Source organism: Leptotrichia sp. SK-5, assembly GCF_055387215.1.
This window is the reverse complement of sequence record NZ_AP028931.1, coordinates 2,185,662-2,209,527: the sequence shown is the minus strand read 5'-3', so window position 1 is coordinate 2,209,527 and position 23,866 is coordinate 2,185,662. Positions and strand designations below refer to the sequence as shown.

The 23,866-nt window shown below is 30.1% G+C and carries 19 protein-coding genes; 14 read left to right on the top strand and 5 right to left on the bottom strand.

Features of this window, described 5'->3' with window-relative positions; genetic code table 11:
* Positions 1–159 precede the first annotated feature (159 nt).
* From ACZ5B9_RS10825 to dnaJ, 5 genes are all read left to right on the top strand, one after another.
* Positions 160–909, top strand: a complete 750-nt coding sequence (locus ACZ5B9_RS10825) for a hypothetical protein (protein ID WP_464422592.1) — start codon at positions 160–162, stop codon at positions 907–909.
* 46 nt (positions 910–955) lie between these two features.
* Positions 956–1,102 carry a hypothetical protein gene (locus ACZ5B9_RS10820; RefSeq protein WP_464422591.1) on the top strand — a complete coding sequence of 49 codons (147 nt, stop codon included), beginning with the start codon at positions 956–958 and terminating at the stop codon, positions 1,100–1,102.
* Between the two features lie 27 nt (positions 1,103–1,129).
* Complete coding sequence (locus tag ACZ5B9_RS10815; protein ID WP_464422589.1) at positions 1,130–2,011, top strand: aldose 1-epimerase family protein; 882 nt, start codon at positions 1,130–1,132, stop codon at positions 2,009–2,011.
* A 196-nt stretch (positions 2,012–2,207) separates the two neighbouring features.
* Positions 2,208–2,696 carry a phosphatidate cytidylyltransferase gene (locus tag ACZ5B9_RS10810; protein ID WP_464422588.1) on the top strand — a complete coding sequence of 163 codons (489 nt, stop codon included), beginning with the start codon at positions 2,208–2,210 and terminating at the stop codon, positions 2,694–2,696.
* An 83-nt stretch (positions 2,697–2,779) separates the two neighbouring features.
* Entirely contained in the window at positions 2,780–3,949 is a 1,170-nt protein-coding gene (dnaJ, locus tag ACZ5B9_RS10805; protein ID WP_464422586.1) for a molecular chaperone DnaJ, read from the top strand.
* 293 nt (positions 3,950–4,242) lie between these two features.
* Here dnaJ and ACZ5B9_RS10800 read toward each other — a convergent pair whose 3' ends face one another.
* The gene (locus tag ACZ5B9_RS10800) at positions 4,243–5,463 is read right to left on the bottom strand and encodes an IS91 family transposase (protein ID WP_464423964.1); all 1,221 of its coding nucleotides are present in this window, start codon (positions 5,461–5,463) and stop codon (positions 4,243–4,245) included.
* A 200-nt stretch (positions 5,464–5,663) separates the two neighbouring features.
* Complete coding sequence (locus ACZ5B9_RS10795; RefSeq protein ID WP_464423964.1) at positions 5,664–6,884, bottom strand: IS91 family transposase; 1,221 nt, start codon at positions 6,882–6,884, stop codon at positions 5,664–5,666.
* Positions 6,885–7,063: 179 nt separating this feature from the next.
* Here ACZ5B9_RS10795 and ACZ5B9_RS10790 point away from each other — a divergent pair, with 179 nt between their 5' ends.
* The 9 genes from ACZ5B9_RS10790 (at position 7,064) to ACZ5B9_RS10750 (ending at position 19,056) form a co-directional block, all read left to right on the top strand.
* Positions 7,064–7,636, top strand: coding sequence for a biotin transporter BioY (locus ACZ5B9_RS10790; protein WP_021769882.1), 573 nt, complete (start codon positions 7,064–7,066; stop codon positions 7,634–7,636).
* A gap of 470 nt (positions 7,637–8,106) precedes the next feature.
* Entirely contained in the window at positions 8,107–8,781 is a 675-nt protein-coding gene (locus ACZ5B9_RS10785) for a metal-dependent transcriptional regulator (protein ID WP_315288941.1), read from the top strand.
* On the top strand, positions 8,774–9,709 hold the full coding sequence (locus ACZ5B9_RS10780; protein ID WP_315288940.1) for a metal ABC transporter solute-binding protein, Zn/Mn family: 936 nt from the start codon (positions 8,774–8,776) through the stop codon (positions 9,707–9,709). Before ACZ5B9_RS10785 ends, ACZ5B9_RS10780 begins: the two co-directional genes overlap by 8 nt.
* A 157-nt stretch (positions 9,710–9,866) precedes the next feature.
* Complete coding sequence (locus tag ACZ5B9_RS10775) at positions 9,867–10,643, top strand: metal ABC transporter ATP-binding protein (RefSeq protein WP_021769879.1); 777 nt, start codon at positions 9,867–9,869, stop codon at positions 10,641–10,643.
* 1 nt (position 10,644) lies between these two features.
* A complete protein-coding gene (locus tag ACZ5B9_RS10770) occupies positions 10,645–11,601 on the top strand; it encodes a metal ABC transporter permease (RefSeq protein WP_021769878.1) in 957 nt (318 codons plus the stop codon).
* Between the two features lie 3 nt (positions 11,602–11,604).
* On the top strand, positions 11,605–12,708 hold the full coding sequence (locus ACZ5B9_RS10765) for a metal ABC transporter permease (RefSeq protein ID WP_464422585.1): 1,104 nt from the start codon (positions 11,605–11,607) through the stop codon (positions 12,706–12,708).
* A 131-nt stretch (positions 12,709–12,839) separates the two neighbouring features.
* Entirely contained in the window at positions 12,840–13,259 is a 420-nt protein-coding gene (locus ACZ5B9_RS10760; protein WP_464422584.1) for a hypothetical protein, read from the top strand.
* Positions 13,260–13,404: 145 nt separating this feature from the next.
* A complete protein-coding gene (locus ACZ5B9_RS10755) occupies positions 13,405–18,414 on the top strand; it encodes a DUF5724 domain-containing protein (protein WP_464422583.1) in 5,010 nt (1,669 codons plus the stop codon).
* A 147-nt stretch (positions 18,415–18,561) separates the two neighbouring features.
* Positions 18,562–19,056, top strand: a complete 495-nt coding sequence (locus tag ACZ5B9_RS10750; RefSeq protein ID WP_021769871.1) for a DUF441 domain-containing protein — start codon at positions 18,562–18,564, stop codon at positions 19,054–19,056.
* 132 nt (positions 19,057–19,188) lie between these two features.
* Here the strand turns inward: ACZ5B9_RS10750 and ACZ5B9_RS10745 are convergent, their stop codons facing one another.
* The 3 genes from ACZ5B9_RS10745 to ACZ5B9_RS10735 form a co-directional block, all read right to left on the bottom strand.
* Positions 19,189–22,104 carry an autotransporter domain-containing protein gene (locus ACZ5B9_RS10745; RefSeq protein WP_464422582.1) on the bottom strand — a complete coding sequence of 972 codons (2,916 nt, stop codon included), beginning with the start codon at positions 22,102–22,104 and terminating at the stop codon, positions 19,189–19,191.
* Between the two features lie 145 nt (positions 22,105–22,249).
* Positions 22,250–22,897, bottom strand: coding sequence for an N-glycosylase/DNA lyase (locus ACZ5B9_RS10740; protein WP_464423962.1), 648 nt, complete (start codon positions 22,895–22,897; stop codon positions 22,250–22,252).
* A gap of 86 nt (positions 22,898–22,983) precedes the next feature.
* Positions 22,984–23,859, bottom strand: coding sequence for an alpha/beta hydrolase fold domain-containing protein (locus tag ACZ5B9_RS10735; protein ID WP_464422581.1), 876 nt, complete (start codon positions 23,857–23,859; stop codon positions 22,984–22,986).
* Positions 23,860–23,866: the final 7 nt, after the last annotated feature.

Below are 23,866 nucleotides of genomic sequence, written 5' to 3'. Positions count from 1 at the left end.
TTCTTTTGTAAAAAATAATCAAAATACACTTAAACACTTGGAAATAGAGGCTTGTAGAGAATCAAAAAAAATTGCTACTCTCTTGATTAAATGCTATAATAAAGAAAAAATTATAAAAATTGAGATTAACTTTTATAATTTAAGAAAGGAAAATGTAGCATGAAAAAAATTAAAACTTTTAAAAATAGAGTAGCAAAATTTTTAAGGAAATGTTCTGAATGTATAAGAAAACATTTTAAATATATGATGTTAATTATAATTATATTAAGTTTTAGATTTTTAATAATTCAGGAAACTAATAAATTAAAATATATTGAAGAATTAATGGTTTATATAGACAAGATTTGTTTTTTTAGAGAAATTAGTAATTTAAAACTTGTTAATAAAAATGTTTTTTTAGAAATGGTTAATGTTGACAACTTAGAGTTATATAAAACATTATTCGATTTTTCTCTTTCTTTTCTTTGTGTAACAATATTAAAAGATTTTTTGAGAGACTATTTAAAAGGGAAATTTAAAAAATATAAAAATTTTAAAAAGAAGCATTTTAAAATTTTAGTAATTATGTTGCCTGTAATAATACTAATGATGCTTAGAGTTGCTCAATGGTTAGGTAACCTAATTGGATGGATAATAAGTATATTTGGAGGACTTCTTTTGGTTCCTCTGATTATTTCAGCTTTTTTGTCCTGTTTTTCAGATTCAGATAATATGGAAGAGTCATTTGAAAGTTATTTTTTGCTACTTGTAATTAATATTTTAGGAATTTTAATAACAATGCTATTTGTTTACATAAAAATAATACCAGATTTTAGTTTTTTTAAATTTTTTAGTAAATACTTTTTTTTAACATTTGGAGAAATATTTAAATTGACAGATGCTAAAAATAAAAATAGTACTAATGAATAGAGAAAGAAAATAGGTTATTACGATAAAAATTTTAGGAAAAGAACAAATGAATAAAAAAATGAGTAATATTGAAAAATTATTTTCGAATTACAAAAGGGAATATGAAAAAATAAATTTAGACTGGTATAATGAGGTTGGCAAAGAAATTCGGTACAATAATAAAATCAAAAAATTGAAAAATCAAAATAAATAAAAATCTTTAAAAAAGGATGTGTTGAAGATGGAAAGTACAATAAACACTCTAAAATATGGGAATGTTGAAATTTCAGTTGCAGATAGAGGAGCGGAATTACGAAGTTACAAAGTAGATGGAGAAGAGTTTATGTGGGACAGGAATCCTGAGTTTTGGGCTGCCAGCTCGCCTGTACTGTTTCCATTTGTTGGGACTATAAAAAATGGGGCTTATAGTTACAACGGAAAAGAGTATAAAATTTCTACACGGCATGGGTTTGCTCGGACTGAGGATTTTGAACTGGTTGAGAAAACTGAAAATTCTTTGAAATTTAGGTTTTCTTCTAGTAAGGAAACTTTAGAGAAGTATCCGTTTGAGTTTGAACTGTTTATAACTTATACAATTGCTGGAAATACTCTGGAAATTGGGTATAATGTTGTGAATAAGAATGATTCTGATATGTATTTTTCACTTGGAACACATCCTGCATTTGCACTTGATGTAAATGATGATATAAAATTGAGTGATTATTATTTGGAATTTGAGAAAAATGAAACTTCTCAGAAATATGAACTTACTGATAATGGGTTAGTTTTTGATGAAAAAGCTGATTGTTTGAATAATGAAAATAAATTGCATATTACTGAAACTGTGTTTGATAATGATGCGATAGTATTTGATGATTTGAAATCAGAAAAGGTTACGATAAAAAATAGTAAAAATTCTAAGGAACTTAGCGTTGAATATAAAGGGTTTCCTTATATTGCATTTTGGAGCAAGCCAAAAGCTCCGTTTGTGTGCATAGAGCCTTGGTATGGAATTTCGGATTTTGAGAATGCAAGTGGGAAATTGGAAGAAAAAACAGGGATTTTGAAATTGAAAAAAGATGGTGAATTTTTTGCAAAATTAATTGTAAAAGGTAAAAAATAACGAAAAATTGAAAAAACTCAAATTTAGTGTTGGATTTCTTGGGAAATTAGGTTATAATATGTTTAATTAGCTTTAAAACCAATTATTAAATGATTATAATTTTTAGAGGTGTTTAAGGTTTAATATAAACTTAAAAATTATAAATTCCTAATAATTAGAGAATATTTGTGGAATGTTATAATAGAAGGATGTGAAAATGACAGGTACACTTAAGGAAAGAATGAGTAGAATTGCAAATTTGATAGGTGCAATTTCTTTTGGAATATTAGTTTCTAGATATGCATCAAATTTTCCACGAATTCATATATTTATATTTTTTTATTTCATGAGTGTCTTAATAATGTGTTTTCTTATGTATAAGGCAGTGAAACCAGGATTTGAGAATGGCGTTGCAGATGTGGCATTTTTTGCAATAATTCATTTGTTAAGAGTAGGTTCAGGATTAAAATCATTTTTATTCGGAGCTTATATATTTGTTTCAATAAGTTCAATTTTTCATAAAGTAAAGGAAATAGAAAAAGGAAAGGATCCTTTAAGAGGAGTTTTATATGTACTTATTGTGATTGTTGTAGTAATGTTGTTTTTAGAGCGACCAACAATATGGTGGGAATTAACAAGTTTTGAAGCTATTAGTGATAGAATGTGGTTGTTCTTTGGATTAGTAGGTCTTGCAATGAGTATTTGATAGTTTATATTTTTGTATAATTTAAAATAAAAATAATAGATAAAAATAAAATTTGCAGAAGTGGAAAGGATAAAAGATAAAAAATGGCAAAAAGAGATTATTATGAAGTGCTTGGCGTACCTAAAAACGCTTCGGAACAGGATATAAAAAAAGCGTATAGGAGTATGGCAAAAAAATATCATCCAGATAGAAATAAGGATAATCCTGAAGCTGAAGCCAAATTTAAGGAAGTACAGGAAGCAAATGAAGTGTTAAGCGATCCGCAAAAAAAAGCGGCGTATGATCAATATGGACATGCAGCATTTGAAAATGGTGGAGCTGGAGCAGGTGGCTTTGGGGGACAAGGCTTTGGAGGCTTTGGAGGTGCTGGTGGCTTTGAGTTTGAAGGTTTTGGAGATATTTTTGATAGTTTTTTTGGTGGAAGAAGTCGAAGTCAAGAACCAAGAGTGCATCAAGGAGATGATTTAAGATACAATTTAACACTGACTCTTGAGGAAGTGGCTTTTGGTACAGAAAAAGAATTAAAATATAAAAGAAATGGGCAATGTAAAACTTGTCACGGAAGTGGAGCTGAACCAGGACACAGTATGAAAACATGTGATAAATGTAATGGTTCGGGACATGTAAGAGTGCAGCAGAGAACATTGTTTGGTATGACAAGTGGAATACATGAATGTGACAAGTGTCATGGAACAGGAAAAATTCCTGAAAAAGAATGCCATACTTGTCATGGAACAGGATTGGAAAGAGAAATATTTACAAAAAAGGTAAGATTTCCATCAGGACTTCAGACTGGACAAAGATTAGTAGTAAGAGAGTGTGGAGATGCAGGGGCAAATGGTGGAGTCTTTGGGGATTTGCGAGTGCATATAACTGTTGCAAAGCATGATATTTTTGAAAGAATAAGTGAATATGATATTCATTGTGAAGTGCCTTTAAAAATGACAACGGCTATTTTAGGTGGAGAAGTGGAAGTGCCTACACTTAGTGGTAAGAAAAAAATAGTAATTCCTGAAGGGACTCAAAATGGAAAAACATTTAGATTGAGAAATGAAGGAATTAAATATGCTCGAAGTGAAAATAGAGGAGATGAAATTGTCGAAATAAAAGTGGAAACTCCAACAAATCTTACTGATAAACAAAAGGAAATTTTACGTGAATTTGATGGCTCGCTTGACAATAAGAAAAATTACAAAAAGGCACATTCGTTTAAAGATAAAATAAAAAGATTTTTTAGTAAATTTGAAAATTAAAAAAGTTTTCTTAGATTAAAATTTTGAGTTGAAAAAAATAATAATTTGTATATTACACATGTTGTATAAAAAACGAAATACTCAAATTAAATGAAAAAATTCAAAAAAGTACTCTAATCTTAATTGATTAGGGTATTTTTTATTTATAAGGAAATTAAATTCATATTTTTTAGTTATTTACTGATATATTTGATAATTTTAAAAGAGGCGTCAGCCTCTTTTCCTCTTCTTTTGTCAAACAAATATATAAATGTCTACGACAAAATATCCAACCTAGTTGGATTAATAAAATATTAATAGTATTTTTTGAGGGGCGGATATCTGTAATGATAAAATTCCCATACAATCATTTTAACCTTGCATGCTGGACAGTAAAAAGGATTCATCCCGAAAGTCTTGTACATCTGCCTTTGATAAAATGAATATCTTGACACGACAATATTTTTTCTGAAAGCGTCAATTGTCTCTTTAAGCCTGTCAGAAATATGTCTTGAATAAAATCCGTAGCGGTTTACCATCTTAAAGTTTTTAGGAGGTAGATGAATTAAAATATGGGAAACAAATCTCTCAGAAGGCATAGTAATGTAAGTTTTCTTTTTATTATTAGCTAGGTCGTTAAAAAAGAAAGTAACCTCCTTTTCAGTAATGTCAGTAATCTTGTATTCAGCAATGGGGGAACGTGCAAGGTATCGTCCAAGATATTTAATAATGCCTTTTGTGCTGTTAATATCGCCATTTCCAACGTTAAAGAAAAACCTTCTGTTTTCCTTGTAAAGCTTCGTAGCAGTATTTCTAGCGTCTTTCTCAATCTTCTTGCTGGGATAGCTGCCGTTTTCAATAATTTTAAGGACATGGTATTTCCATTGCCCGGCAATAGTGTCAACGTTGAAGTATCTCATTTTCCTGAACTCAAGATTTTTATTGAAACCTCCTAATGAAACAATGGCATGAACATGAGGGTTCCATTTCAAGTCCCTGCCAAAAGTATGAATGACAGAAATGAGACCGTAATGTACAATATCGGAATCAGTAAAGTAATATTTGGAATGTTCAGAAATTTTGTTTTTTCTTTTTCTTTTCCTGCTGATATTGTGAAAGACGAACTTGAATACCTGGTTAACAGCGGCAGAAAGTTTTGACAGAAGAGATCTGTCATAAAAGAAGAACTTTCTGCATTCTTCAGGGATAGTAAAAAGGACATGTCGGTGTTCAATATCGAGAATATGTTTTTGAATATTTTCAGACCATGTCATAGAATACTTGTAACCACAAGAAGGACAGAGTTTAGACTTACAGGTAATAGGGAATAAATGTGTAACAGGACAGTGAGGACATTTGAACTTGAGAAAACCTTTTGAAATATCCCTGCAGGCAAGAAATTTATCAATGGAAAGTTTAATATATTCAAGGTGACTGTTGCCAATATTATTTTTCTTGCAAAATTTTAAGGAATCTAGTAAAATATTGTTGTCACTGAAAATATATTTCAGTTTATTTTGTGTAATGTTTGTCATAAATATATTATACAAAAAAATCAGCCGAATTTCTATTCGGCTTTTTTTATTTATAAGGAAATTAAATTCATATTTTTTAGTTATTTACTGATATATTTGATAATTTTAAAAGAGGCGTCAGCCTCTTTTCCTCTTCTTTTGTCAAACAAATATATAAATGTCTACGACAAAATATCCAACCTAGTTGGATTAATAAAATATTAATAGTATTTTTTGAGGGGCGGATATCTGTAATGATAAAATTCCCATACAATCATTTTAACCTTGCATGCTGGACAGTAAAAAGGATTCATCCCGAAAGTCTTGTACATCTGCCTTTGATAAAATGAATATCTTGACACGACAATATTTTTTCTGAAAGCGTCAATTGTCTCTTTAAGCCTGTCAGAAATATGTCTTGAATAAAATCCGTAGCGGTTTACCATCTTAAAGTTTTTAGGAGGTAGATGAATTAAAATATGGGAAACAAATCTCTCAGAAGGCATAGTAATGTAAGTTTTCTTTTTATTATTAGCTAGGTCGTTAAAAAAGAAAGTAACCTCCTTTTCAGTAATGTCAGTAATCTTGTATTCAGCAATGGGGGAACGTGCAAGGTATCGTCCAAGATATTTAATAATGCCTTTTGTGCTGTTAATATCGCCATTTCCAACGTTAAAGAAAAACCTTCTGTTTTCCTTGTAAAGCTTCGTAGCAGTATTTCTAGCGTCTTTCTCAATCTTCTTGCTGGGATAGCTGCCGTTTTCAATAATTTTAAGGACATGGTATTTCCATTGCCCGGCAATAGTGTCAACGTTGAAGTATCTCATTTTCCTGAACTCAAGATTTTTATTGAAACCTCCTAATGAAACAATGGCATGAACATGAGGGTTCCATTTCAAGTCCCTGCCAAAAGTATGAATGACAGAAATGAGACCGTAATGTACAATATCGGAATCAGTAAAGTAATATTTGGAATGTTCAGAAATTTTGTTTTTTCTTTTTCTTTTCCTGCTGATATTGTGAAAGACGAACTTGAATACCTGGTTAACAGCGGCAGAAAGTTTTGACAGAAGAGATCTGTCATAAAAGAAGAACTTTCTGCATTCTTCAGGGATAGTAAAAAGGACATGTCGGTGTTCAATATCGAGAATATGTTTTTGAATATTTTCAGACCATGTCATAGAATACTTGTAACCACAAGAAGGACAGAGTTTAGACTTACAGGTAATAGGGAATAAATGTGTAACAGGACAGTGAGGACATTTGAACTTGAGAAAACCTTTTGAAATATCCCTGCAGGCAAGAAATTTATCAATGGAAAGTTTAATATATTCAAGGTGACTGTTGCCAATATTATTTTTCTTGCAAAATTTTAAGGAATCTAGTAAAATATTGTTGTCACTGAAAATATATTTCAGTTTATTTTGTGTAATGTTTGTCATAAATATATTATACAAAAAAATCAGCCGAATTTCTATTCGGCTTTTTTTATGACATAATAATTAATAAACTTCACAACTTTAGTTTAACTTTATTTAAAATTATAAAAAATCAGTTTATTGACTTTTGATATTACAAGTGTTACAATAATAATATAAACAAAAAAGATGGAGGTTTTCTTATGAAACAGAATGCATTGATTAACAACATTGTTAAAATTGAAACAAAAGAAAAGGAAATTTTTAGAAATGTTCTTTTAGTATTAGGTGGAGTAGTATTTTTGAGTTTAATGGCTCAAGTTATGATTCCATTACCTTATACTCCAGTACCAATTACACTTGGAACATTTGGAGTCACATTAATGGCGTTGCTATATGGTAGAAAATTAGGAACTGCTACTATACTTTCCTATGTTGCGGCAGGTAGTTTAGGTGCCCCAGTTTTTGCTGGTGCTAAGGCAGGATCTTTATTTTCACCAACAGGAGGGTATATTTTAGGATATATTGTTTCTACAATGCTTTTAGGATATTTAGCTGATAAAGGAGTTACAAAATCTTACGTAAAAACAATTCTTTCATTAATGCTTTCTAGTACAATTATTTTGACATTAGGTGCATTGCAATTATCATTATTTGTAACAGGTAAAAATGTATTCATGATTGGTGTGTTACCTTTCCTTCCAGGAGATGCGTTAAAATCAACAGCTGTAACGTTGCTTGTGCCAACATTATGGAAATTTATTCCAAGAAAATAGTATAATAAAAAGAATTAATTAAATGAGTTATTTAAGAAGTTAAAATTAAAGTAAGAATACTTGATATAAAAAATTCCCGTTTTTAAAAAATTTAAATGGGAGTTTTTTTTTTGTAACCAAAGTTACACTATATTTTTGAAAAATGTTGTACAATATGAATGGAGAAAAATTAATTTGAATTGATTTAGACGAGTTGTATATAAATAGTTTATTATAGCAGCTCCTATCAAACCTTTCAATCAAAGCACGTTTTTTAATATTCAGATAAAAATTCTGGTATTATTAGATGTGCTTTTTATTTTTATGTTTAAATTAATTTTAATTAGTGTGATATTAAAGTATCTTGGTATATTATATAAAAAAATTATTGAAGAAGACTTGACAATCAAAGTATTTAGTGGTAATATAATAACGTTGTTAGGCAAACCTAATTTATAGATTAGGTCAAACTAAAAAAGGAAGGAGTTGGAATGAGCAGAAGTATAGAAGATTATTTAAAAGGAATATATACTTTGAAAAAAAAGAAGGAATATTCCAATAAAAAACTTGCAGAATATTTAAATATATCTCCAGCTTCAGTCAGTGAAATGATAAAAAAGCTGGTAAACGATGATTATTTAACTGTTGACAAAAAAACAGTAAAACTTACTGAAAAGGGGAATAAATTTGCACTTGACATTATACGTAAACATAGGGTTTGGGAAGTTTTTTTGTTTGAAAGGTTAGGATATGATAAAGAGGAAGTACATAAGGAAGCAGAAATTTTGGAGCATGTAACAAGCAATAAGTTACTTCAAAAACTGGAAAAATTCTTATTTTACCCTAAAGAATGTCCACATGGCAGTCCAATTTTTTATGATGTAAAAAACTTCAATGAGGAAAATATTATAAATTTGTCTGAAGCTGAGGAAGATGACGAAGTTGTTATATTAAGTGTCGAAGATAATATCGAATTATATGATTATCTACGAGATTTGAATATAAATTTAAAGGAAAAATATATTGTCGACAAAAAGGATCCATTTGACGGACCAATATATTTAAAAAGCAAAGCAGATCATGAAAAAGCAGTAGCTTTTAAAGCGGCAACTATGATTAAAGTTTACAAAAAAAATGAAGACACGGAGGAAATAGATTATGAGTAAAAATAATATACTTAGAAAATTAAATTTAGTAATTGCAGTATGTGTAGCAATGATGCTACTAATATCTTGCGGTAAAAGTGGAGCTTCGTCAGGTAAAAAAATAAAAGTTACCACAACAACGACAATGCTTACTGACCTTGTAAAAACGATTGGTGGAGATAAAGTCGAAGTTACAGGACTTATGGGAGAAGGAGTAGATCCGCATTTGTATAGTGCCAGTGCAGGTGATATTGAAAAACTTGGAAATGCTGACATTATAGTGTATGGTGGATTGCACTTGGAAGGTAAAATGACAGAAATTTTTGAAAAATTAACTTCTCAAAACAAAAATATATTAAATGTTGGGGACAAACTGGATAAAAGCAAAATTCATCTAGTTGACCAAAATACTCCTGACCCGCATGTATGGTTTAATACAGAATTATGGGAAAAGGAAGCTGAGGCAGTAGAAGCTGAATTAAGTAAATTTGACCCTAAAAATAGCGACTACTACAAAGAAAACCTAAAAAAATATAAAGCCGAACTAAATGAACTTACAACTTATGTAAAAACAAGAATTAATGAAATTCCTGAAAAAAGCAGAGTTCTTGTAACAGCTCACGATGCATTTAACTACTTTGGAGAACAATTTGGACTAGAAGTAAAAGCTATACAAGGTGTTTCTACAGATTCTGAAACTGGTACAAAAAATATAAGTGATTTGGCTAATTTCATAGTTGAAAGAAATATAAAAGCAATATTTGTAGAATCTTCTGTTCCGAAAAAAAGTATAGAAGCACTTCAGGAAGCAGTAAAAGCTAAAGGAAAAGAAGTTAAAATAGGTGGAGAATTGTACTCAGACTCATTGGGGGATGAAGCACATAACACTGAAACTTATATTAAAACAGTTAAAGCAAATGCAGATACAATTGTAAATGCATTAAAATAAAATTGGTAATTATTTTTATTAATTATATATAAAATAATTCAAAAAAACATAGCAGAATAACTTTAATTATCACTCCCCTTTTATTATGTAAAACATAAAAAAATTCCTTAAAGTTGTTTTGCTATGTTATAATTTTTAAATTTAGGAGAGAAGTAAAATGAATCAAAATGTTTCTGATGATGTTATTATAAAAGTTGAAGATTTAACAATAGCATATGAGGATAAACCTGTTTTATGGGATGTTGAGCTGGATATCAAAAAAGGTATTCTTATGGCTATTGTTGGACCGAATGGTGCGGGGAAATCGACTTTGATTAAGGCTATGCTTGATTTGATAAACCCTATTACTGGAGAAGTTAGGTTTTATGATGAAAAATATAGCAAAGTACGTGATAAAATAGCGTATGTGCCTCAAAGAGGTAGTGTTGACTGGGATTTTCCTACTACTGTATTTGATGTTGTGGAAATGGGGCGTTACGGGAAAGTTGGATGGTTAAAGAAAGTTAGAAAAATTGATAAGGAAAAAACAAAGGAAGCTATTCACAAAGTGGAAATGGATGAATTTTCAGATAGACAGATAAGCCAGCTATCTGGTGGGCAGCAACAAAGAGTATTTTTGGCAAGAGCCTTAGTGCAGGATGCAGAGATATACTTTATGGATGAGCCTTTTCAAGGCGTTGACAGCAAAACTGAAAAATCTATTGTGAATATTCTAAAAAAATTACGGGATGAGAAAAAAACTGTAATCGTTGTTCATCATGATTTACAAACAGTAAAGGATTATTTTGACTACGTAACATTTATAAATGTTTCTGTTATAGCTTCTGGTCCTGTAGAGGAAATTTTTACTCCTGAAAATATTGAAAAAACATATAAAAGTAAAAAATTAACTCAAGATAATAAAAATCATCTTGAAATTGAAAAGGAGGATTAAAATGCATATATTAAATCTTCTTGTTTCAGATCATACTTTTAGGACAGTTGCACTTGGCTGTTCATTACTTGGAATGGTTTCTGGAATACTTGGATGTTTTGCTGTTTTACGGAAGCAAAGTTTATTGGGAGATGCGGTTTCTCATGCTTCACTTCCTGGAGTTTGCTTGGCTTTTTTATTTACAAATGTAAAAAATACAGAAGTTTTGTTGCTTGGTGCCTTAATAACAGGAATTGTATGTATCGGTTTGATTCAGTTAATTCAAAATTATACAAAAATAAAATTTGATAGTGCTTTAGCATTGATTTTATCAGTATTTTTTGGATTGGGATTAGTTTTACTTTCTTACTTGAATAAATTGCCGGGTGCGAATAAATCGGGATTAAATAAATTTATTTTTGGACAGGCGTCAACATTTATTAAAAGAGATGTAAATATTATCCTGATTACTGGGATTTTTCTTCTAATTATAATTATTCTTTTCTGGAAGGAATTTAAAATTGTTTCATTTGACTCTGATTTTGCCAAGACATTAGGATTTCCAAGTAAAAAAATTGAAATATTGATTTCCGTATTGATTGTAACTACTGTAATAATCGGTATTCAGGCGGCAGGAGTAATTTTAATAAGTGCAATGCTTATTTCTCCAGCAGTTGCTGCACGGCAATGGACAGACAAACTTTCAATCATGGTAATTTTGGCAGCATTTTTTGGAGGAATATCAGGTTTGTTTGGAACTTTGATTAGTATAAGTGAAAGCAATTTGCCTACCGGGCCTGTTATCGTTATAATTATAAGCATAATCGTGATTATTAGTATTCTTTTTTCAAATAAAAGAGGGATTGTATTTAAAATTATAAGAAATCAGAAAAGAAAAAAAGAATTTAGGGAAAAACTTGAAAATAAAAAAGCTGGATTAAATAATTTTAAAATAAATAATTTGGAAAGGGGGAAATAAATTATGGATTTTTCATTTGAAATACAGTTAATTGCAATAATGGTGGCAAGTGCCTGCTCAATTTTGGGAACATTTCTGGTTTTAAAAAGTATGGCGATGGTTTCAGATGCGATAACACATACTATTTTGCTTGGAATTGTAATAGCATTTTTTGCAGTTCATGATTTGAACTCCCCTTTGCTAATCATAGGTGCGGGAATAGTTGGTGTTTTAACCGTTTACCTTGTGGAACTTCTTAATTCGACAAGGCTTGTCAAGGAAGATTCTGCAATTGGAGTGGTTTTCCCGCTGTTATTCAGTATTGCTGTAATTTTAATTTCAATGTATGCTGGAAATGTACATTTGGACGTTGATTCAGTATTGTTGGGAGAACTAGCATTTGCACCGTTTAATCGGGTACAGATATTTGGCTTCAGTATTGCAAAAGGGCTAGTTACAACTTTTGTAATATTTTTAATAAATGTATCTTTTGTTACTGTTTTTTTCAAGGAGTTAAAAATATCAGTATTTGACAAGGCTCTTGCAATAACGCTTGGAATGAAGCCGGTATTAATTCACTATATGCTAATGTCGCTTGTATCAATGACGGCAGTGGCATCGTTTGAGGCAGTTGGTTCAATACTGGTGGTTGCCTTTATGATTGGGCCTCCAATTACAGCATATTTATTGACAGATAAGTTAAAAGTAATGATTGGATTAAGCATCGTTCTGGGAGCTGTAGCAAGTGTGGCTGGATTTCACTTTGCAAGGCTTTTCGACATTTCAATCGCAGGAAGTATTGCAGTTGCAATTGGTATAATTTTCCTTTTGACATTGATATTTTCTCCGAAAAAAGGGCTTATTTTTACAATAAATCGAAAAAAATCTCAAAAAATGGCATTTTCTGTTAGAATATTGCTAATCCATTTATCAAACCACATAAATACAAAACAGGAAAAAGATGAATGCGGAATTGACACCATTGATAATCATTTACGTTGGAATAAAGGATTTTTAAATAAGGTTATTGAAAAAGCTAAAAAAGAAAAATATATTTATGTAGATAGCACAGTTTATAAACTTTCTGAAAAAGGAGAAAAATATTTACAGCTAAACAATAAGCAATAATTAGTTATCAGTCTTTATATTAAGGCTGATTTTTTATTAAAAATACGGATGTATTTTAAAAGCTTTCACACTGTAAAATAACAGGAATATATGATAAAATATAAAAAAATAATGAAAGTGAATGAAAAAATATGAAAGTTTATGTAAATGTAAAACAAATTGGAAAGAAAAAAAATAAAATTGATAAGAAAGAATACGAAATTAATGAAGGAATAAAGACTGTAAAGGAACTTTTGACAGAATTTGTTACAATAAATGTGGAAAAATTTAATGAAGGCTATACTGAAAACGACATTGTTCCGTATTTGACTGATAAGAAAATTAATGATTTGTCGGATGCTGGAAAAATTTCGTTTGGGGTAGATTATAATGAGCAAAAGCAAGATTTGGAAAAGGCGATTGAAAATACATTACAAAGTTATGAAGATGGAATTTACAGGGTCTTTGTAAATGATGAAGAAATGGGAGAGATTGATTGTGAGATAAATTTAAAAGAGAATGATGAGTTGACATTTGTTAGGCTTACCATGTTGGCGGGGAGAATGTGGTAAGTAATATTTGAAAATTACTAAAATAAAAAATACTATAAAAGCCGTTACTAAATAAAGTAACACAAAACGTAAAAATTAAAAAACATACTTTAAGGTAAATATATAATTAATAAATTAAAAAAATAATTTATAAGGAGAATTTATTATGGTAATAGATTACAACATTCCTGACAAGTTGAAAAACAGTTACAGAACGAAATTGTCAAAGGAAAAGGAAAAATTAAACCCAGAAAGTAGAAAATTTATTGAAAATGCGTTGAAAGGAACTGTCAAAACTGGAGAATATGAATATGAAATTTTTGCAATTGCAGAAATAAAAAAGAAAATTAAAAATATTGAAAATGTTAGGCTTGAAGATATTTTTCCAAAAGAAATTTATCCTGCCTTAGATGCGATGATTGGAAAGAATTTTAGAAAACTTTTTATTGAAGTTTGTGAACAAACTGTACTAACTCCTTATACAAAAGGATATTATAGAAAAATGATACTAAGTTCGAATTACAGAGATCATTTGCGGGATATGTGGGATATTTTGACACGTTTTGTGAAATTCCATATTTTGGAATTGGATATTATGAAAATTTTGAAAAAAGAGTATGATACGAAACAGTATGGGAATATTGACGCAGGATCTTATCTTTTAGCTGAAATTAATAGAGGCAATAAAGAAGTTATTGAGTTTTTGAAAGAAATGATTTTGAGTGATAACAATACATTTGTATTAGATTATACAACTTTTAGGGCAATTTTTTCGTCAAATAATCGCGAGCTTGTAGAATTAGTTGGGAAATTACTATTGGCTGCAAAGCTTCAGGAAGGGCTACGACAGGCTATTTGTGAAACGATGGATGGTGGAACGGTGGAAAACTTTAATTATATGTTTAAAATTGTGTATGATAATAATTTATTACGTTTTTCATCAGTAAAAAGAGCTTTGGCAACATGGACAGGAATTGGAGAAATGTATGCAGACAGGGTTAGTAAAAAGGAAATTGAGATTATAAATAAACTTGTGGAAAATCCAAAGTATGCTGATGAGCTTTTGAAAAGTGATGATAATGTGGAAGTTTTGTTAGGGCTTTGGCAAAAGGGAAGAGAAGATATTTCGGTGGCTGTAAAAGCGATTAAAAAACTTATAAATACTGGAAAACGTCACACTGTTTTGCTTGCTTCCTACTACCTTGATATTATTCAAAATCCAGACTTATCTCAAAAAATTTCAAAAAAAGTTATTCAAAAAAATCCTGATGATTTGGAAATTTATGCATGCTATTCAAGTAATCTTGTGGGAAATGTAAACACTTATCAGATCTTTCAGAGAATAAATAATGGAAAAGTTAAATTGAGTGATTTTTTTGACAATGAAGGTGAGGCAAAAGAATTTTTTGAAATACTTGAAAATTTAGTTAAACAAATGACAAAAGTTAGAAAAGATTTTTCTCCTTGTATTTTCCCATGGTATTCGGTTACGCTTTATAAAGTAGCAATTGTTGATAAAATGGCAATAATATCACTCTTTTTGAAAGGTGAGTATATTGATAAAATTTTAGATTATGCGAAATTTCTTAATTATTATACAAAAGAGGATATTCTACAGCTTGTTGCTCAAAAATTTGAGAATGAAAATCATGAAAAATTTGTGATTGCTAGTTTAAAAGACGGTGCAGTAACTAATAAAGCCTTTGAAATAGCTAAAAAACATAATTTAGTCCAAAAATATTGTAAAGAAATGGAAGAAATGCTAAAGTTAAAAACTCCAGAAGTTCGTAAAAATCTGATTAATTTACTTTATTTGCAGAAAAAAACGGCATTTTATGAAAGTGTTGAAAATCTTATAAAGACAAAGGATGTAAATAAACGGCTGGCCGCATTTGACTTGATTTTGAAGGCTAAAAATGAGAAAAAAGACGATATGAAAACATTGAAGAAGTACGTAAAACTTGTGAAAGAACCTACTTCAAGTGAAATTGTTTTAATTAGTGAAATTAATAGGGAAGAGAAAAAAGCTGTTAATGAGGAACTCAAATATAACATTAATTATGAACCAAGTTTTGAAAATAAAGAATTTTTAGAGAAAAAATTAGATATAAAACAAATATTTACAAAGTCTATTGATGAACTTTTGGAAATTGTAAAAAAATTAAACGATTTGTATGTAAAATACGAAAATTATGAGTACAAAACTGTTTATGGAGAAGAAGCTTTGCTTTCTAATACATTTTCTCCTATTTTTTCTTTGGATAGAAAATACGATTATGGAAATCAGAAATTGGAGGATTATCCGCTGGAGGAAATATGGCGAGAATTTTATGAAACAGAAATTAAGAATTTTGAAACACTGTACCAAGTCTATTTATTTACAAAGGAAAGATTTTCAGCAAAGGAATATTTAAACTATACGAATGAAATGCTTGGATTTGGTGCAAATAACCTAATTGAAAAAATAATATTTGAGCAAAGAAAAAATAATGATTTAAAACATTTTGAGATAAATAAAGGATATTATTATTCAGTTGGAAAAATATCTCAAATTATATATCTGCTTATAAATGAATACAAAAATGAAGAAAAAAATAAAAAATATTGTTATAAATTTGGAAAAACTGTATTTTCTTATGTTTACAATCACTCGGATGAAAGCAAGATTTTGACAAAGCAGGGGAAAAATCATTGGGAAAGAGATGAGGCCAAAGAAATGTATTCAAGCATTTTTGACAATAATCTAATTTTTCGAGAGGCTAAAAATACTATGGAATATTATCCAGATGAGAAAGAATTTTATGAGCAGTTTATCTTAAAATATGAAATTTATAAAAAAATGTATAATTATGTACAAAAGAAAAATGGAGAATTAAATGGTGAGCTGATTTCACTTTATGAATTTGCTCTTGCTGTAACAAAAGGAATTATTGCAAAAGATGAGTTTTACATTGAAGTGCTTAATCGTGGAAATGTAAAGGACAATATAAGAACTTTGTGCAATTTTATTTATAATAATGAAGATTCTAAAAGAAATCAAGATGAACAGAAAGTTATGGAATTCTTTAAAATAGAGGGACAAAAAGTAATTGACTATATTTTGGATTCAGAGTTTAAACGAGGAGAAAATCCTGTTGAATACTCGAATACTATTCATCAGATACCGATTGTAAAAGGTGTTGACAATCTTATCAAGATTTTGATGGCACTGGGGAATGAAAAGCTGGAAAGAGGTGGTTATTATTCCTACTATTACAGCGATGATTCCAAAAAATCAAATTTGAGCCATCTTCTGAAAAATAGCCAGCCTAATAAAAATGACACCAGTGAACTTTTTGCAAAAAAAATAAAAGGAAGCAAAATCAGTCAGCAGCGGCTTATAGAAGTTGCAATGTATGCACCACATTGGATATCACTTATTCAGGGATATTTAGGCTGGAAAGGAATGGAAAGTGCCTGTTACTATTTTCATGCTCATATAAGTGATGTGTCTAAAAATATGGAAAGTCTATTTGCCAAATATACTCCTATTTCAGTTGAAGATTTGGCTGTGGGAGCTTTTGACATTGACTGGTTCAAGTCTGCTTATAAGGAGCTGGGGAAAAAACGATTTGAGATGCTTTATGAGGCGGCAAAATATGTATCAGATGGAGCAAAGCATTCACGGGCAAGAATGTTTGCAGACGCTGTACAAGGAAAGTTAAAATTAAAGGAAACTGAAACAAAGATTCAAGACAAGAGAAATAAAGACTTGGTTGCTAGCTATTCATTAATTCCATTAAAAAAGGCTCGTGACAAAGATTTACTTCATAGGTACAAATTTTTGCAGAAATTTCTAAAAGAAAGTAAGCAGTTTGGAGCTCAGCGTCGGGCAAGCGAGGCAAAAGCATTTGAAATATCGCTTGAAAATTTATCAAGAAATGCTGGATATTCAGATGTAATTCGTTTAATTTGGAGTATGGAAACAGCTTTAATTAATGAAATGCAAAAATATTTTGAGCCAAAAATAATTGACGAAATATCGGTGTTTATAAAAATTGATGAATTTGGGCAAACTAAAACAGTTTTTGAAAAAAATGGAAAAACTTTGAAAACAATGCCAGTAAAACTAAAGAAAAATAAATATATTGAAGAAATTAAGGAAGTTAATAAAAATTTGAAGGAACAATATAGACGTTCTAAAAAAATGCTAGAAGAGGCAATGGAAGACGGTACAGAATTCTACAATTATGAAATAAAAAATCTAATGGAAAATCCTGTAATTTCACCATTGCTGGACACTCTTGTTTTCAAATCTGAAAACAATCTTGGTTACTACAGTGATGGTACTCTTGTAACTGTAAATGGAGAAATTCTTGAACTTGAAGAAAGTCAAGTGTTAAAAATTGCTCATGCTCTTGATTTGTATAACAGTGGAAAATGGAGCGAGTACCAGCAAGACCTATTCACAAAACAGATAAAACAGCCGTTTAAACAGATATTTAGAGAAATTTATATAAAAACTCAGGATGAAAAAGGCAAGGAAAATTCATTAAGATATGCTGGACATCAAATTCAGCCAAATAAAACTGTTGCTGTACTAAAAAATAGAAGATGGGTTGCTGATTATGAAGAAGGGCTGCAAAAAATTTATTATAAAAATAATATTATAGCAAAAATTTATACAATGGCAGACTGGTTTTCTCCATCTGATATTGAAGCTCCAACACTTGAATGGGTTTGTTTTTACGACAGAAAGACCTTTAAACCGATGCTTATAGATGATATTCCTGATTTAATCTTTACAGAAGTAATGAGAGATGTGGATCTGGCTGTAAGTGTAGCTCATGTTGGCGGTGTTGATCCTGAAGCTAGTCATTCGACTGTTGAAATGAGAAAAGCTATTGTTGAGTTTAATCTTAAATTATTTAAACTTAAAAATATTACATTTACTGAAAAACATGCTATAATAAAAGGTGAACGTGCAGAATACACAGTTCATTTGGGAAGTGGAGTAGTTCATCAGAGAGCAGGAGCTGAAATAAATGTACTTCCAATACATTCTCAGCATAGAGGAAGGATATTTCTACCATTTGTTGATGAAGATCCCAAAACAGCTGAAATTATGAGTAAAATCATTTTATTTGCAGAAGACACTAAAATAAAGGATCCGTTTATTTTAGAACAAATTAAGTAATACTATTTTTCCATTTAAATAATGAATTTATTAAAAATTTTTATTTAGCAAATGATTCTTGGTCTTTTATTACTAACTAACTAAAATATAATGTTTATTGTTTAAATGTAATTTAGTATAAAATAACAAAAATAGAAAGGAAAAATTTTGGAAAGTTTTATTTTTTTAGGGCTAATTTTATTAGTTGGTGCAATTACACAGAATAAATCCATAGTTTATGCAACAATTTTCGTGTTAATTTTAAAAGTTTTATTTAATATTACAGAAAGTTATAAATTAAAAGGAATTGATATTCAAAATTTTATGACTCAATTTAGAAAAGAAGGTATAAATTGGGGTGTTTTAGTAATCACAGTTGCTATTTTAATTCCTATTGCTACAGGAGAAATTGGTTTTTCTCATTTATTAAATGCCTTTAAATCTCCGATTGGATGGATTGCGATTATAAGTGGAATTACCGTTTCTATTCTTTCTTCAAAAGGAATAGGATTACTCTCCGGGCAGCCTGAAATTACAGTCGCTCTAGTAATTGGAACAATAATGGGAGTTGTATTTTTTAAAGGGATTGCGGCAGGGCCTGTTATTGCTAGCGGAATTACTTTTTGTATTTTGAGAGTTGTTGAATTGTTTTTTAAAAAATGATTTTAAAGAAGTATTGTTGTTATGTCCAATAATGATTTAATTTATAATAAGAAAAGTTGTAACTGAAATTAAAAGCCACAACTCTTCTTATTTTTTTATTTTTTAAATAATTATTTTTATAACAAACCTATATTAGAAGTTAAATCTAAGTCCTGTTGTAAACACATTGTTATTTCCTTTACCTTTTCCACTGTCAATAGAACCATCATAGTTTACATACCATCCAAATTTAGAATTTACTTCAGTCAATGCTCCAACTCCTATCCAAGTTCTATTTTTAGCAAGTCCAATTCCTTTTACCTTGAATGTCGCTCCTGGTAGTCCTGTATATCTTGCATCAAAACTTAAATCCTGATCATTAAAAGCTCTTTGATGTGTTACATAACCTTGGAATGTAGTCTTGCTTTCACTATTCCAGTTTACAGCTTTTCCAATTCTAACTCCAAGTAATGCAGCTGTCTGGTTATAATTTTTCTTGTCAGCAGTCAATCCAAATTGACTCTTTTCTTCTGAGAATGATCCTCTTACAACTGTATCGTGAGTTAGTCCCACAAATGGTGTTGCAACAAAGTCTCCATTACCATTTTTAATATCATATCCTGTTTCTAAATATCCAGAATAAACTTTATCATTATGGTTAATTTTAGCTCTTGTGTAGTCATTAGTACTTAAAATAATATCTCTTTCGACATCACTGTCAACAAATCCAACTCCAAAACGTCCTTGCAAGTAGAATGGAATATTTTTGTTTCCTAATCTTCCATATAGTGAAACTCCAAAGTTATTAGCATCAGATTTACCACCATATCTGTTAAATTTAACGTTAGCTTTTGAATAAGACAATGCAGTACCTAAAATCAAGTTTTCACCAAATTGCTTATCAACTCCAACTTGCCCACCAACGACTTTAGTATCTCCTTTACCATATCCATCTTGTTTTAATGTACCATTAGCTCCCAATCCAGAAATCCACAATCCAAAATTATCTCCAACATTGTCAAGAGTTCCAAGCATAACTAATCTGTTTGACAAGTCCTTATTTACAGTTTGTGAATGTTGAAAAGTAAGAGCTTGTGCAGAAGCATAAATTTGTCCAGATAAGCTATCTAAAACAGCAGCTCTGTTAGAAGAAGTAAGAGCTTGTAGAGTAGCAGCTTTTCTTTCAAACTGAGCGACATTTCCAGCAGTACTATTTTCTATATTTTGATCTAATTTTTGGAAGGCAGTTTCCAAGTTTTGTGCAGTGTTTTTTTGCATTTCATCAGATTCTGCTATTTTTTCTACATAGTCTAATACATTTTTTCTGCTTACATTTGCAGAAACAGTATTTTCATTTTGATTAATTTTAGCATTTAACATTTCATCAGTGTTTACATTTTCAAAATTTCCTTCGATTTTGTGGTCTGATGTAATTACATTTTGTGTAGTCCCATTAGCTGTCACATATTTTCTTTCTCCATTTTCTTCTGGTTTAATTTCAAGTCTTGAATTATTTAAATTAACTTTTCCTTGTACATGTAAGTTAGAATTTAAATCTGTTACAACTCTTGAATTTTCCAAAGCCTCATAATTTCCAGAAACTTGTGTTGAACCAGAATTTTCTATAATACCATTATTTGTAATATCATTTTTTATTACAGCATTATTTGTAGAAAGAATAGCTTGTTTTTTGACATTTATTGATGAAGCATAAACACCATTTACTTGTAATCTTCCTGCATTTACTGTTGTTGGACCTGTAAATGTAGAGTTTCCAGATAAAATTAAATCTCCAGAACCATCTTTAATTACACCAGCATCTCCTGAAATATCATTTGAAAAAGTATAACTTCCATTTGGAATATTAATAGTCACATTATCTCCAAGTGCAAGCTGTTTACTAAATAATGCAGGTCCTTTAAGAGCTTTATCAATATTTAAAAGTCCCCATCCATAAATATCGTCAACTCCAGTTGCTCCTATGTCAGTTGCAGTTGATAAAATTGTTTGACGAATTAGACTAGCATCCATCCAAGGATATTTTTCTTTAATCAATGCCGCTGTTCCTGTTACAAGTGGTGCGGCAAACGAAGAACCACCACCCACATAATTTTTTCCTTTTATTGAGAATACTTGATCTCCAACTGCTGTCACAGTCCAATTTTTTGCAACTCCTGCAGGTGAAAGCGGTGTCAAGTTATCCCAGCTTGTATCTCCTAATTTTGATTCTTCTTTTGAAGTTAATGCAACTACATTTATCCATCCTTTTTCAAGTCCAGTTTCAAAATAAGGCAATCCTCCTTCAAGAGTAGGTTGTGTATCAGATGAATCATTTCCTGCAGCCCATACAAATAACGAACCGTTATTTACTTCATCTTTATAGAATTCAAGTATATTGCTTCCTATTTGATGCCCATAATAATGGCTAGAAGTTGAAGTATTGTTAAAATCTGTTACTACTCCGTCAATTCCAAATGATTGGTTATAAATAGTAACCCCTTGATTTTTTAATGCTTGATACATTTCCAGTGTTATTTTAGGATATACTCCTTTCTCACCTTGTTTACTAGAATCAATGGCATAAACAGTTGCATTTTTTGCAATTCCAGCAGAAGAACCTGCTGCAAGATCAGCTACAACTATACCATGATCATCATTCGCAGTAGATTCAGCTGTGAATCCAGGAACTGTAAGTTTTGACAAACGACTTCCAAATTTTGTTGATAAATCTGCATCAAATGATGAATTTTGGAATCCTACATCAATAATTCCGATTTTAACATTGGAACCTGTAAATGTCGAATTCGAATTGTTATGTGGGTTATCTTTGTTGTATGAAAAAGTGGAGTCGTTCCATGCAATTGAACTAGCTGATTTAGTTACAGTTGGCTTAGTTTTTACTGGTGCTGTAGGTAGAGAACCAGTATCAGACGTTGGAGTGCTTGATGATGTGGAACCTCCACCGCCACCACAACTTACTAATAATGCAGTTAACGCAATAAGAATTGATTTTTTTCTGAAGTTATATTTTTTTATATCTTCATTAAATTTTTGTAAATTAGCAGTCATAACTATCTATACTCCCTTCAATATATATTTTCAAATTGTTTTATTTATTTTTCTTTGTTAACATTAATATTAAATTAACAAAAATGATATTTTCCAATACTATTTTACCATATTTTTTAAAGAATTTCACTGTGAATTAAAAATTTTATTTAAAAATTTCCCCAGCTTCCTTGTACCATAAAACTAAGTCCAGCTCATCCATTTTTATTTTTGAAAAATTAGAATATTCTCGCATTTTTTCTTCAATTTCATAGTATTTTTTTTCAGTTATTGTTTTAGGAATTTCGCTAATTACATTAAGTGCTTTGAGATTTCTTAGAATATGTCTATCCAAAATGGCAATATTTTCTCCAAACCCAAGATTTCTGAGCACATGATTTGCTTCTTTTAATCCCATTCCTTTAATATTTTTCAAAATCCATTTTCTTTTTTCAAAAGTATCACCAATTTCTGATAATATTTTTTTTGGCTGTAATTTTCCATCTTTTGTCATCAGTTCCCGCAATTCTACTAAATAACGTGATTTATTATTCTTAAATCTGACAATATTTAGAAATTCTACTATTTCTTCAGGCTTCCCGTCGTAAAGCAGTCCATTTTCCACCAAAGTTGTAATGGCTTGCCAAGCATTCTTTGCTTTTGACTGAGGTGTCAGGATACAAAATGCCATTTCTGCAAACACTTCTTTTTCTGTACCTTTCCAAGCCTTTTTATAGCCTTTTATAGCTTTTTCAATACCTCCTTTTATTTCTTTATAAATTTTAAGAATTTCTTCGTGTTTTTCCTTATCAATTTTTTTACTAATTTCATTGTTTTCTATATTCTTTTTTTGTTTTTTTTCAGGCATAATTAAAATTCCTTGTTTTATTATTTTTTATTTTATTTTAGAAAAAAATTTCCGATTTCATCAATAGTTTCTTCTGATTCCTTGAGAGGTGCCAAAATCCAGTCGTGACATAAATTTTCCCCAATTTTTATTTCCACGCTTGTTCCAATCGCAACTTCAAGCATATCACTTAATTTTAAGCAATCAGGATACAAAATTTCATTTGTCCCAAAAATTAGAAAAATTTCTCCAAGATTGTCCATATTTCCATAAATTGGCGAAATCATAGGATTTTTCACATCCAGTTCTCCTGCAAACTGCTTTCCTGTTATAATCAGTCCATTTAGTGGCAAGAGAGGATCTTTTTCTGCAAATTCGGGTATTTCTTCATTTGTCATTGAAACATCTACCCAAGGTGACATTAATGCAGTCTTCTTTGGAAATGGGAAATCTTTCTTATTTTTCAATATTTGTAAAAATGCAAGTGCCAAGCCACCGCCAGAAGAATCACCAAATAAGTAAAATTCATCATCTTTATAATTATTGGTTATATGTCTATAAGCATCCATTAATACTTGATGAGCTTTGTCAACAGTATTTTCTGGAGCAAGCGGGTAGTCAATGAATGTAACTTTTAAATGGAATTTCTTAACCAGCTTTTCAATAATATTTTTGTGAGCCCTGACTGCACGCATTACGTAAGCCCCGCCATGTAGAAAAACAACATGCTTGTTATAGCTTTCTTCTGAAAAAACTGTCAAAACTTGGTATTCATCAATAAACTGTTCATCAAGAATAAGCGTTTTGTCAAAATTTTTTTTATTCAAAAAATCTGTATCTCTTCTTGGATTTAAAAAATCTTTTTCCTTATATTTTTTAATATTCACCAATTTTGCGATTGGCACTGCAATATCTGATAATAAACTCATTTTTTCA